This window comes from Paenibacillus swuensis (assembly GCF_001644605.1).
Classification (GTDB): domain Bacteria; phylum Bacillota; class Bacilli; order Paenibacillales; family DY6; genus Paenibacillus_N; species Paenibacillus_N swuensis.
Window position 1 is genome coordinate 2,413,108 of the sequence record NZ_CP011388.1, and the last position, 12,626, is coordinate 2,425,733.

General features: G+C 50.7%; 11 protein-coding genes. 9 read left to right on the forward strand and 2 right to left on the reverse strand.

Annotation, left to right across the window (positions count from 1 at the left end; genetic code table 11):
• Position 1 precedes the first annotated feature (1 nt).
• Positions 2–481: a coiled-coil domain-containing protein gene (locus SY83_RS10535; protein ID WP_068606292.1), complete on the reverse strand. Its 480-nt coding sequence runs from the start codon at positions 479–481 to the stop codon at positions 2–4.
• 309 nt (positions 482–790) lie between these two features.
• Between SY83_RS10535 and SY83_RS22710 the strand changes: the two genes are divergently transcribed.
• The 7 genes from SY83_RS22710 to SY83_RS10570 all read left to right on the forward strand — a co-directional run bounded on the left by SY83_RS22710 (position 791) and on the right by SY83_RS10570 (position 10,352).
• Positions 791–1,759, forward strand: a complete 969-nt coding sequence (locus SY83_RS22710; RefSeq protein ID WP_197480020.1) for a polysaccharide deacetylase family protein — start codon at positions 791–793, stop codon at positions 1,757–1,759.
• Positions 1,760–1,853: 94 nt separating this feature from the next.
• Positions 1,854–3,338: a hypothetical protein gene (locus SY83_RS10545; RefSeq protein ID WP_068606298.1), complete on the forward strand. Its 1,485-nt coding sequence runs from the start codon at positions 1,854–1,856 to the stop codon at positions 3,336–3,338.
• Positions 3,313–4,011, forward strand: a complete 699-nt coding sequence (locus SY83_RS10550) for a response regulator transcription factor (RefSeq protein WP_068606300.1) — start codon at positions 3,313–3,315, stop codon at positions 4,009–4,011. Before SY83_RS10545 ends, SY83_RS10550 begins: the two co-directional genes overlap by 26 nt.
• Positions 4,008–5,399: a sensor histidine kinase gene (locus SY83_RS10555; RefSeq protein WP_068606301.1), complete on the forward strand. Its 1,392-nt coding sequence runs from the start codon at positions 4,008–4,010 to the stop codon at positions 5,397–5,399. The genes SY83_RS10550 and SY83_RS10555 overlap by 4 nt, the downstream gene beginning before the upstream one ends.
• A gap of 252 nt (positions 5,400–5,651) precedes the next feature.
• Positions 5,652–7,010, forward strand: coding sequence for a sodium-dependent transporter (locus SY83_RS10560; protein ID WP_068606303.1), 1,359 nt, complete (start codon positions 5,652–5,654; stop codon positions 7,008–7,010).
• A gap of 96 nt (positions 7,011–7,106) precedes the next feature.
• Positions 7,107–9,080 carry a type I pullulanase gene (gene pulA, locus SY83_RS10565; protein WP_068606305.1) on the forward strand — a complete coding sequence of 658 codons (1,974 nt, stop codon included), beginning with the start codon at positions 7,107–7,109 and terminating at the stop codon, positions 9,078–9,080.
• A 57-nt stretch (positions 9,081–9,137) separates the two neighbouring features.
• Entirely contained in the window at positions 9,138–10,352 is a 1,215-nt protein-coding gene (locus SY83_RS10570; RefSeq protein ID WP_068606308.1) for a class I SAM-dependent methyltransferase, read from the forward strand.
• A 68-nt stretch (positions 10,353–10,420) separates the two neighbouring features.
• Here the strand turns inward: SY83_RS10570 and SY83_RS10575 are convergent, their stop codons facing one another.
• Positions 10,421–10,879 carry a stalk domain-containing protein gene (locus SY83_RS10575; protein ID WP_068606310.1) on the reverse strand — a complete coding sequence of 153 codons (459 nt, stop codon included), beginning with the start codon at positions 10,877–10,879 and terminating at the stop codon, positions 10,421–10,423.
• Positions 10,880–11,224: 345 nt separating this feature from the next.
• Here SY83_RS10575 and SY83_RS10580 point away from each other — a divergent pair, with 345 nt between their 5' ends.
• Together SY83_RS10580 and SY83_RS10585 are read left to right on the forward strand one after the other, a co-directional pair.
• Positions 11,225–11,896: an amino acid ABC transporter permease gene (locus SY83_RS10580; protein ID WP_068606312.1), complete on the forward strand. Its 672-nt coding sequence runs from the start codon at positions 11,225–11,227 to the stop codon at positions 11,894–11,896.
• Positions 11,889–12,611: an amino acid ABC transporter ATP-binding protein gene (locus SY83_RS10585; RefSeq protein ID WP_068606313.1), complete on the forward strand. Its 723-nt coding sequence runs from the start codon at positions 11,889–11,891 to the stop codon at positions 12,609–12,611. Before SY83_RS10580 ends, SY83_RS10585 begins: the two co-directional genes overlap by 8 nt.
• Positions 12,612–12,626 lie beyond the last annotated feature (15 nt).

Genomic DNA, 12,626 nt, shown 5'->3' on the forward strand with positions numbered 1-12,626 from the left:
ACTATTGCTGTTTAAGTTGCCGCTTGATCAGATGAATTTCTTCCTCGTTCTCGATCAACTTCTTGCGGTGGAAATCCAGCCTGTCGTTGACGCTCTGCAAACCTGCCATCAACTTGTTATCCGCTTCGATGTTTTCTATGTGAAATTGGTCCAGTTTCACGTCCAAAGCCTCCAATCGGAAATCCACACGATCCATGCGCCGATCCATGCTTTCCAAGCGCTCATCAACGGTGTCAAAACGCGAATCCATATCCCCTAATCGTGTATCCATAACTTCTAAGCGTGAATTCATAACTTCTAAGCGCGAATCCACTCCTTCTAATCGCGAATCCATTCCCTCTAAGCGCAAATTCACATCGTCTAAGCGTGAATCCATTCCCTCTAAGTGTGAATTCATTCCCTCTAAGCGTTGATTCGTATGCTCTGCTTGTTTGCGCAGTAAAGTTATTTCATAGAGCATGAGCTTCAATGTATCTTCCATGGAATTCCCTCCAATTCATTGTCTCTTAATTATACGGATTATGAATTCAAAGTCTATAGAATCGGAACAAATGTTCTCTCCAATGAACACGATGAACAAGCCTGTCAGGTTGCCTGCAGGTTTATTTGTCATTCCCATAACTGGAGCCTGTTAACACTTTGTAACTACTTCCGTAATTCTCTGCTGTACTATGAATCTATCAAGAGGGGACGGCGACTTACAGGCGGTGTTCCGGACATCTAAGCGAACGCAGAAGGTTGGGATTAAGTTATGAAGAGAAAGAGAAGAAGACGGCTGGGCATGTTGGTTTTGGCTGTAATTACAGTGTTTATGATTACTAGTTTTGCAGAGAAGAGTCCCGTATTTTCAGGAAAGAATAACGCAATCAGTGAGGACCAAGCAAAGAATCTGAACAACTCGGGCAACAACAGTATTCCGCCCCCTGTGAAACCAGCACCAGAGCCCAAGCCAGAATCGGAATCGAGTGTGGAACCAGAGAACGTAACCAAGCCTGATCCCCCCGATGCCAAGCCGGAAACCCCAACCGAAACGGAAAGCCAAGGGGAAACCGAATCCAAGCCTGTACCTGACCCGACAGACAAGTCAGAGTTAGAGAATGCCGTTATTCCCGTTAAAAAACCGGATCCCAAGCCGCCTGTGCCTGTTCATCCGCAAGTCCAAGAGGACCGCAAGAAGTTTGTAGCCCTTACCTTTGACGATGGACCTGACGGGAAATACACTTCCGCGGTTATGGATATTTTGGACGAATATAAGGTAAAAGGGACGTTCTTCGTTGTCGGACAACAGGCGATTAAATTTCCTGAAGTGATCCAACGCATGAAGAATGAGGGTCATTCCATCGGCAATCATACCTTCAGTCATGTGAATATGCCCAAACAAAGCATTGAAGAGATGAAAGAACAAATTACCAAGACCGATGAAGCCATCAAGGATGCGACGGGGGAGACTCCCACCTTGTTCCGGGCGCCTTACGGGTCTGCGAATGCTCAAGTAAAGGAAACCGTCAGCCAAATGAGCAAAACACTCGTACCCTGGAGCGTCGATACGCGGGATTGGGCCGGAACATCGGTTGCCGGCATGATGGGGCATCTGAAGAAAGAGATATCGCCTGGCGGCATTGTATTGATGCATAGTTTTGGCGGTAAGAACGGAGACCTCAACAACACGTTGCAAGCCTTACCCCTGATCATCGAATATTTGCAAAATAACGGCTATACCCTTGTAACCACCGAAGTATTGCTAGCGGCTAAGGGATAAGGACAAGCTAATTTAAGTTGACATGTTGTTATCCTGACCAAAAAATGGACTAAATATATCCCGCAATGGATTCGGTCGAAAGGATTCGTTTTATATGCCTAAATGGTGGTTTCAAAATGATATAAATATAAAGGCGGGATCAGCGTTAATTTCAGCGTCGCTGCTGCTGGGCGGATGCAACTTCATGTCGTCTCCGCTCGACCTGCTGCAAACCCCTGTATTGTCCGCGCAACAGGAAGAGATGAAGTCCGCGGTGCTGTCCTACTTGCCGGAAGGCGCGAAACTGACGTTTCCGCTAAATGACAAGAACACAGGCGCGGTTCGCAAAGCGGATTTCGACGGAGACGGGAAAGATGAGCTGATCGCCTTTTACAAGATCCCTCGCAATGACTTTGAATTGGGTATCCTTATTCTGAAAAGCACCGACGCCGGTTGGGAAGACGCGGGCTCGGTACGCGAACCCGCGGCAGAGGTTGAATATGCGGAGCTTCAAGATGTATCCGGGGACGGATTGCCAGAACTGTTAATTGGTTGGCAAGGGTCCGCCCAGTGGACGAAGGAACTGTCGGTATATGCCTGGAGCGAAGGCAAGCTCACCGAGAAAGGCAATGCATTATATAGCGCATCCGCGATAACGGATTTGGATTCTGACGGTGTTCATGAATTCTTGGCGCTGCATCATGATAAGCAATTAATGACTGCTGAAGCGAAACTTTACCGCTATCGTAACGGCTCGTTGGTTGAGGCGGATACGCTAAAGATGGACGGCACCATTAATGAGTACGGTAACGTAATGACAGGTAAAGCGAGCTCCGGGGTCAACGGTGTTTTCGTAGATGTCAGTGTCGGCGCACATTCAGCATACACTTCCCTGTTGATTCTGAGGAATGGGCGATTAACCGATGCGTTTCAGTATTTGGGCAAGCCGGCAACAGAAGCTTTTGAAGTGACGTTCAAGCCGAGTTTTCAGAAGAGCGAAGATATTAACGGGGACGGAATTATAGAAATTGTTATTCAGAGGGAAGCTCCCGGCAATGAAGACAAGGCGTACGCGAATATGACATGGATTTATGAGTGGTACCAGTGGGATGGCAAGTATGGATTAAAGAAAGTATTCGAAAACTACTATCACGTCATCTACGATTCAAACGGAATACGCGGAATGCAACTTGACATTCCGAAACGATGGGAAGGACAATATGCGATTGATGAAGAGGTGACAACGGAAGGGGACAGTATCGTAACGTTCCGTTATCTAGGCAGCCTTCCCAACGAGACCGCCGAATTATTCCGCATCCACTATATTCGAAAAACGAAGTGGTCTTCCGCGCAAGCCGAGTGGATTGCCGGGAAGGTGCCTTTCGTAGCGTTAGGCGAGGCGGGAGAAGATGTCATCATCGCCGCAACATTGCCGCAAACGGAAGCGGAACTATCTCCGAAAGAGTTGGAAGAATATGAAGCCATCCGTCCGAATGCGCAGCAATTACGCGATATGTACAAACCGTACCGAGTGGAGACGGAACAACAAGACCCGATGCATGGAGGTGTATCCGTTGAAGGTGCTGCTTCTGGAGGATGAAGAATCCATTCGCGGGTTCATTCGAATTAATTTGAAGCGTCAGGGTATGGAAGTCATTGAAGCGGACACGGGTGAGGAAGCGCTCGTAAAAGCGGGGCTTGAGGGCGATATCCAGATCGCGCTGCTGGATGTAATGCTGCCGACGATCAGCGGTTTCGAAGTATGTGAACAGCTGCGCCTCCAGTATCCCCGCATGGGCATTATTATGCTGACCGCCCGGTCGCAGGAGGCCGATAAAATCCGCGGGTTGGAGCTTGGCGCCGACGATTATGTGCATAAGCCTTTCTCTCCCGGTGAACTGGTAGCCCGTATGAAAGCCTTAAGCCGGAGAATGAACATAGAAGAAATGCCGGATCGCGAACCCGAAACGGGTCTCGGTCCCATTCGGTTTGTACCCGAAGAACGTAAACTGCTAAAGCATGAAGAGGAAATTCAACTGACACCCACTGAATACGCTATCGTCAAACTCTTATTGGAGCGGAGCAACAAAAGTGTCAGTCGCGATGACATCCTGACGGAAGTATGGGGCAGGCATTATGTCGGTGATCTGAAGATCGTGGACGTCAACATAAGAAGATTGCGTCAGAAGATTGAAGAAGACCCCTCCAATCCGGTATATATTCACACGGTCTGGGGATATGGTTACATATGGAAGAGAGACAGCCAGCCATGAGAAGTTTACGAACGCGTATTATGCTTAATTTCGGCGTCATCATCGTTGCTATCGTTCTGACCTTGAGCATCCTGTTTCTGACCGCGGTAAGGCAGTACTATTTCGGCGGCGCTCGTCAGGCTCTGGAAGAACGCGCCGAAGTTTATTCCGCCTTGTATAGTAAGTATCTCGGAAACCAGCCGCTGGTGGAGAAGTCCAGATATATCCTTGAGAATATGAATGAGGAAGAAGGCTTTACGACGACTCAGATTGTGGATCCCTCCGGTCGGCTGGTGGTGGATTCCAACGGTTTCAGCGGGGATCAGCTGCCGTTAACGGGCGACTTAGCCGCTGCGTTGAAGGGGAAGCCTCACATGTGGACAGGCGTGACGGAACTTGGCGAGGAAGTCATCGCGGTAGCCTATCCGTTGAAAGAAGCGGGACAGACCGTGGGCGCCATCCGTTACATGACGTCTATAGAGCGGTTAAATACAGCCGTTCGAAATCTGACGTGGATGACGACAGCCGTCGCGCTTACCGTCATCTTGCTCTCCATGACCGGAAGTTATTTATTGGCGGTCCGTATGATTCGTCCTGTACAGGAGCTCACGAAAGCGGCTAAGACGATGGCCCGGGGGGATTTCCGGCATCGCGCGGTCATTAGACATGAAGATGAAATCGGTCAGTTAGCTTTTTCTATGAACCATATGGCTGAAGAAATTGAGCGTAACGAGCGTCTGAAGAATGATTTCATCGCTTCCGTTTCCCATGAACTGCGTACGCCCCTCACTTCCATCCAAGGATGGAGTGAAACCCTGGCGGAAGGTGACTTGCAGGATAAAGAGGAATTGACTACAGGGTTAACCGTTATCTCGCGTGAAAGCTTGCGGTTATCGGGATTGGTTGAGGATCTGTTGGATTTCTCCAAGCTGCAGGCCCAATCCATCACGATATACAGAGAAAGGCTGGACCTCCGGCGGATGATGGATGAGATCGGACAACAATATGCGGTAAAGCGGAGCCGGGGTGGTGTGCGGCTGGAGATCGATTATGCCGAAGAGCCCCTGTGGGTTTCCGGGGACGAGAACCGGCTGCGGCAGGTGCTGATCAACGTCATGGACAATGCCATCAAATTTGCGAAGACGGAAGGAGGCTTTATTCGTCTCGAAGGAACAACCGAACACCAAGAAGTCATCTTAAAGGTCATCGATAACGGCACCGGGATTGCTCCGGGCGACTTACCGTACGTAACCCGAAAGTTCTATAAAGGGGATACCAAACGCTCCGGCAGCGGCATCGGGTTGGCGCTTTCCCAAGAGATTGTTCAGGTGCACGGGGGGGCCATGGAACTCCAGAGCCTGCTAGGCGAGGGGACCACCGTTACCATTCGATTGCCTAAAGCGCAATAACTACAGTTATTCCTCCCGCAGTTCCGCGGACGGCAGTAATTGAAACAGGTTCGAAGTTGTGTTTAACATCATGCCATAATGCCAATACCAATAACTATATAGGTACTTTAGTCCCTTTTTGATGCAAAACAGGCGATTTTGTCTGAATATTAGGCGAATTTCATAAAACTGCTATGGACAGGCTCCCCTGAATGCAATAACATAGTAAAATCGCTATTGACTATACTACTTAGAGGAGCATCAGATCCAGTTATGAAATCATCTGCAAACAAACCTACTCTTGAACTGAATAATACCAGTAAGGAAACATTCTCCTCCGCCGGGTTTATTCTGTCCGCGATCGGCAGCTCGGTCGGCTTGGGCAACATGTGGAAATTCCCATATATTACGGGGCTTTACGGCGGCGCGGCGTTCTTCCTGCTGTTCACCATTTGCTTGGTTGTGATCGGGCTTCCTATTTTGCTGGCGGAATTGACCATTGGTCGGGGAAGCCGGGGCAACGCTTCGTCCGCATTCACCATTTTGTCGGGACATAAATATTGGAGCTACTTCGGAGGGCTCGGCGTACTGGCCGCATTCGTCATTATGGCGTTCTATACTGTTGTGGCGGGTTGGACAATGCATTATGCGGTTCAATCGTTTACCGGTAAGCTGTTTTCCGGGGGCGATTTCGGCGCGCAGTTCGAGAATTTTAACGCAACACTTCAGCCTGTAGGCTGGCAAATCGTTGTCATGATTATTTCGGTATTCGTCGTGGCCAAAGGGATCTCCGGCGGTATCGAGAAATTTAACAAAGTCTTGATCCCGGGTCTGATTATCATCCTGTTAGTGTTGATGGTACGCGCTTTGTCCTTACCGGGTGCCGGAGCGGGCGTAGAGTTCTTCCTGAAGCCGGACTTCTCCAAATTAACGGTGGAATCCGCGCTGGTGGCGCTGGGACATGCGTTCTTCTCGCTTTCTTTGGGGATGGGAACCATGTTAACTTACGGGGCTTATGTGGAAAAAAGACAATCGCTCGGCACAGCCACCCTGGCTGTCGGCTTCGGCGATTTGCTGTACGCGCTGGTAGCGGGTCTGATTATCTTTCCTACCTCATTCGCGTTCGGCATCCCTTCATCCGCAGGTCCCGGGCTTGTGTTCGTTGCCTTGCCGGCGGCTTTTGACGCGATGTGGATGGGTGAGTTTTTCGGCGGCTTGTTCTTCATTCTGCTCGCGATTGCGGCGCTGACTTCCGCGATTTCGATTCTGGAAGTGCCGGTGGCCTTCGTTATGGACAAGTTCAGAACAACCCGCGCCAAGGCGGCATCCTCGGTCGGAGCTTTATGTCTTGTGTTCGGCATTCCCGCCGCGCTGTCCTTGTACGGACCGCTTAGCGGTTTTTTGCCGGGGGGCAAGAGCATCTTCGACTGGATGGATTTCCTGGGATCCTACGTACTGTTGCCGCTGGGCGGTCTGGTGGTGACTCTGTTTACGGGATATGTCTGGAAGCATGCGGGTCAGGAAGCGGGCTTAACCTCAGGTTGGTATAAGCTGTGGATGTTCCTCCTTCGTTATATTGCGCCGTTCCTGGTCATTGCTGTGTTCATTTATTCGATCTACTCCAATCTGTAGGCATGAGCCTGCGAAAATCCTTCCTCACCCGAATATGGTGTGTTGAGGGATTTTTTTGTTAAAATAAGGACAAGAAATCCAAGGGGTGTGACTTACGTGGCAGTACAACGCGAAACGAACGAAGCGATTCATTACGGGGACCCGGGTCTGACAGGCGGCATGTCCGTGCTGTCCTGGGAATTCGATGAAGCATATGGATACGAAGGAAACGATTTAGGAGCGGTATATAATCTTGACCGAACGGTATTCGGACTGTGGGCGCCGACGGCTTCGGAAGCCAAGGTTGTTCTGTTTGCGGACTGGCAAGGCGAAGCGCAGGAAGAACAGGCCATGCTGCGGGGATTGAAGGGTGAATGGAAGACGGAAATTCCGGGGGATTGGCACGGGGTTTATTATAGCTATAGGGTCAAAATAGGCGACAAATGGAACGAAGCGGTAGATCCGTATGCGCGTGCTGTCGGTATGAACGGCAATCGCGGCGTTGTCGTCGACCTCGCGTTGACGAATCCCGAAGGGTGGGGGCGCGCGGTTAAGCCTGCGTTGGCTGAAGCAGTGGACGCTGTCATCTATGAAGTGCACGTCAGAGATTTGACGATCCATCCGGAGAGCGGAGTCGCCCATAAAGGAAAGTATTTGGGCGCCGCGCAGACCGGAACGAAAGGGCCGAACGGCGTGCCTACGGGTCTCGATCACATTCGGGATCTGGGTGTAACGCATGTTCAGTTTCTGCCCATCTATGATTACAGCTATGATTCGGTGGATGAATCGCGTCTGCACGAATCCCAGTATAACTGGGGGTATGATCCGCAGAACTACAATGCGCCTGAGGGTTCTTACGCTACAGATGCCGTCGATCCTTTATGCCGGATTCGCGAGCTGAAGACGATGATTCAGGCTTGCCACGATAACGGACTGCGCGTGATTATGGATGTCGTGTACAACCATGTGTTCGATGCCTATCGAATGAATTTCACGAAGCTGGTTCCGGGTTATTACTTCCGCTACACCGATGATAACCGGCTGTCCGACGGCTCGGGCTGCGGCAATGATACGGCGTCGGAGAGGCGCATGGTGCGCAAGTTCATCGTGGATTCCGTGCTGTATTGGGCACGGGAGTACCGGATCGACGGATTCCGCTTCGACTTGATGGGGCTCCATGACGTCGATACGATGAACGCGATCCGCGCGGGGCTCGACGCGCTGGACCCGACCATCCTGATGCTGGGCGAAGGATGGCACATGGGTACGCCGCTGCCTGAAGAGATGAAGGCGAATCAGGGGAACGCCGGGCGGATGCCGCGCATCGCCCAGTTCAATGATTCGTTCCGCGATACGCTGAAGGGCAGCGTGTTTCACGGGCCGGACCCGGGCTTCGCCAGCGGCAAGCCGCATGCCGAGCACGATCTCAAGCGAGGCATCGTCGGCGGCGTGGCCCATTGGGCCGGCCTGCACTCCTTCGCGCACGAACCGAACCAGTCGGTGTCGTACGCGGAATGCCATGACAACTTGACCCTGTGGGATAAGTTGTTGCAGGCGATGCCCGGTGAGCTTGAGGAGACGTTACGGCGGTCCCACCGCCTGGTATCGTCGATCCTGCTCACCTCGCAGGGCATCCCATTCCTGCACGCGGGGCAGGAATTCATGCGCACGAAGGGCGGCGACCACAACAGTTACCGGTCTCCGACCGAGGTGAACTGGATGGACTGGCGCCGCCGTGCGGAGCGCAGCGCGGATGTGGAGCATGTGAAGCAGCTCATCGCGCTGCGCAAAGCGCATCCGGCCTTCCGCATGCCGAAGGCCGATCAGATCCGCGAGCATCTCATCTTCGAGGAGTGCTCCGCGGGCGGCGTGGCGTACACGTTGCGTGAACATGCGAACGGCGATGCGGCTAAGCATCTGTTCGTGGTGCATAACGGTACGCGCGGAGACCTCACGGCCCATGTGCCGGCGCTGGGAGCTTGGCGGCCGTTGTTCGGCGCGGAGGACATCGTCTCCTTCGGCGTCGGGAGCTCGCCGTCGGAATTGACGGTGCGCGGATTCAGCTGCGTCATCCTGGAGTGCCGGGATTAGCCGTGTAATCCACCGTGTGATTCAACATAGTCAAGAGAATAAGGAGCATGAACCGATATGGAAGAACTGAAACCATTGGCATCATTGCTGTCACGTGTATTTCGCGGCGGCGGTGACGAAGCCTTGGTACAAGCTGTATTAAGTCAAGTGCGGCGCAGCGAGCCGGACGGGATCACGAAAATAACAATCAAGCCTGTTGAGCTGAAAGGGTCACTGCATTATCAGTTTCACGCGCAGCAAGGGCCCAAAGTGCTCCATGAAAACCTGACGCCAACGGAGGCGGAAGCCAGATGTAACGAGCTGTTCCAGACGCAATTCAGACAAGCGCTCATTCGTACAACCGAGGCGGAATACCAAGTGTTGATCAGCAAAAAATTCAAAGTCAACATCAACACCAAATCCACCGCCTCGGCCAAGCCGGTCCTGACGCATAACCGCAAGAAGAATTATGTGCTGGAGGAAGGTACGCCTGTGCCGTTCCTTGTGGAACTGGGAATTATGAATGAGACGGGCAAAGTTCTTGCCGCGAAGTATGATAAGTTTCGTCAGATCAACCGCTTCCTGGAAATGATCCGCGATGTTGTGCCTAGCTTGCCTCAAGAGAAAGGTCGTACCTTGAACATTGTGGATTTCGGATGCGGCAAATCGTATTTGACGTTCGCGCTCTATTATTATTTGAAGGAAATCGAAGGACTGAACATTAACGTCATCGGCCTGGATCTGAAGGAAGATGTCATTACACATTGTTCGACGCTTGCGGAGCGTTTCGGGTATGAAGATTTACATTTTCTCGTCGGGGATATTTCTCAATATAACGGTCTGACCGAAGCGGACATGGTCGTCACGCTGCATGCCTGCGATACCGCTACCGACGCGGCCTTGGAGAAAGCGGTTCGCTGGAACGCTTCCGTCATTCTCTCGGTGCCTTGTTGTCAGCATGAATTGTTCGCGCAGGTTAGAAGCGAGGTGCTTTCTCCGATGTTGAACCACGGAATCATTAAAGAGCGTTTCGCCGCCCTGGCGACAGATTCCATTCGGGCGCAGCTGCTGGAACTGGTCGGGTACCGTACGCAAATTCTGGAGTTCATCGATATGGAGCACACACCGAAGAACCTGCTGATCCGCGCGGTCCGCGGAGAACGGACGAATACGGACAAGCTGGCTCAGAGTTATCGGGAGTTCGTTTCTTTCTTGCATGCGAAGCCTTATCTGGAGCGGGCTTTGGCGGACATATTGGAGCCGCTGTGGGCACAGCATCCCTCTAATTCATAACTACATGCGGACCTTTCCGCGCCCAAAAAGAAAAACGGAAGGCTACGAGCCCTCCGTTTTCTTTGATTTTAGGTTCCCTCGTATTGAGCGACCGATTGCTTGGCTAGCGCATCCACCGGCATTTTCAGGTAATAGTCGGCGAATTGCTTCGTTACATACAATTTATTCATATGAGCGATCGGCGCCATGTGAATCTTGAACTCCTTGTTATTGGCCTCGACCATTTTCCAGTTCGCTTTTACGCGGATAAAATATTTCAGACGTTCCGACATCAGATCGTTGTTCTCCGAGCCTTGCGACACCACTTGGAATGTTGCCTTGCCGTCCGTACCCACAACCACCGTATAGCCTAGCTTCATGGCTATTTCTCTCAGAGGAACCCATGTTGCACCGTGCATTTGCAGCGTTTTCACACCTTCATACAGCGGATCTTTCTGTGTTGTCGCCGTTCCCGCCGAAGCGGCTCCAGGCAATGCAATCGCTGCGCATACCAATGTGGTGGCCAGAGCTTTTTTCCAAACTTTCATCGTAAAATTCCTCCTCGAGTATAGGTAATTTGTAGTATAATTTTCCTGCTTGATTTCATATAACCACAGAATATGGTTTTGAATAACAGGAATTAGCAAGAAAGCCAAATAGGACCTGAAAAATTTGTCGAACCCATATATTTCTTGGCATTTTTATTAGTATATTTGTTTGAATATGCACGTTAATTTGCTATAATGATCGAGTGTTTCCGAGTGTATCAGCATAGAATACGTTTGCAGGATTTATACATTTATGTAGAGAGAACAACTGATTTAACCACATTTGGAATCGAAGCCTCCGATTAATTGACCGGTGGTATATCGCGAAGGGGTGAGTATTGGCCTATGTTCACAGCGCTTGATCTTGATTTTTCAAAAATTGAATCGTACATCCCTTTTATGTTAAAAGGAACGTTATTTACGTTGCAATTCACGTTTTTCTCTTTATTAGTTGGTCTTATATTGGGTTTGATTCTGACTTTATTTAAAATTTCGACTATTAAACCTTTAAAGTGGTTTGCCGTTGCGTACACTTCGGTGTTCCGCGGCACGCCGCTCTTGCTGCAATTGACACTCGTTTATTTTGCCACTCCGCAGTTAATAGGTATTGAAATTTCAGCCCTTGCCGCGGGGGTTATCACATTCGGGATGAACTCGGCCGCTTATGTATCTGAGACGATGCGCGGTGGGATTCTCGCCGTGGATAAAGGACAAGATGAGGCAGCGATGTCATTGGGTGTTCCTTACGCGACACGAATGCGTCATATTATATTGCCGCAGGCATTCCGTAACATTTTGCCGTCATTAGTGAACGAAGTTATTGCGCTCTTAAAGGATTCCACGCTCGTTTCGGTCATTGGTGTCATGGACTTATTGTGGAGAGCCAAGACGGTCGGTAACAAAATCTTCGTTTACTTCGAACCGCTGTTATTCGCTGGCCTTGTATACTATTTACTGGTCATGGCTTTGACGATTCTAGCCAACTTACTTGAAAGGAGATTGCGCCGCGGTGATTAACATTGAGAACTTACACAAATCGTTCGGTAAATTGGAAGTGCTGAAGGACATCTCCACCACCATTGAGAAGGGGCAGGTTGTCGCTGTCATCGGGCCTTCAGGTTCAGGTAAATCGACTTTTCTGCGTTGCATGAATTTGTTGGAGACACCCACGCAAGGACGCATTCTGATCAATGGACGCGATATCACAGCCGACCGTAAGGAAATCAACGAGATTCGCCAGAACGTCGGGATGGTCTTTCAACACTTTCACTTGTTTCCGCATATGACGGTGTTGCAGAACATGATTTTTGCGCCAATGAAAATCAAGAAGTTGTCCAAAGAGGAAGCGGTCAACAAAGCTATGGAGTTGCTGAAACGGGTCGGGCTCGCGGATAAAGCGGATGTATATCCCAACCGATTGTCGGGCGGCCAGAAGCAACGGGTGGCGATTGCTCGCGCCTTGGCGATGGAACCGGAAATGCTCCTGTTTGATGAGCCGACATCCGCTCTGGATCCCGAGATGGTGAAGGAAGTGCTGGAGGTTATGAAGGATTTGGCGTTATCGGGGATTACGATGGTCGTCGTGACGCATGAGATGGGCTTTGCGCGGGAAGTGGCGGACCGGATTTGTTTCCTGGACGGAGGACGGCTGGTGGAAGACGCCTCGCCGGAGGAGTTCTTCACTGCACCGAAAAGTGAGCGGGCAAGACAATTTTTAGAAAAAATGCTATAATCCCTGAGTGATAAC

Bases quoted from the DNA above. Each gene is read 5' to 3' on its own strand.
- SY83_RS10580 (WP_068606312.1), top strand. From the start codon at position 11,225: ATGTTCACAGCGCTTGATCTTGATTTTTCAAAAATTGAATCGTACATC.
- SY83_RS10570 (WP_068606308.1), top strand. From the start codon at position 9,138: ATGGAAGAACTGAAACCATTGGCATCATTGCTGTCACGTGTATTTCGC.
- SY83_RS10555 (WP_068606301.1), top strand. From the start codon at position 4,008: ATGAGAAGTTTACGAACGCGTATTATGCTTAATTTCGGCGTCATCATC.
- SY83_RS10545 (WP_068606298.1), top strand. From the start codon at position 1,854: ATGCCTAAATGGTGGTTTCAAAATGATATAAATATAAAGGCGGGATCA.
- SY83_RS10535 (WP_068606292.1), bottom strand. From the start codon at position 481: ATGGAAGATACATTGAAGCTCATGCTCTATGAAATAACTTTACTGCGC.
- SY83_RS10575 (WP_068606310.1), bottom strand. From the start codon at position 10,879: ATGAAAGTTTGGAAAAAAGCTCTGGCCACCACATTGGTATGCGCAGCG.
- SY83_RS10560 (WP_068606303.1), top strand. From the start codon at position 5,652: ATGAAATCATCTGCAAACAAACCTACTCTTGAACTGAATAATACCAGT.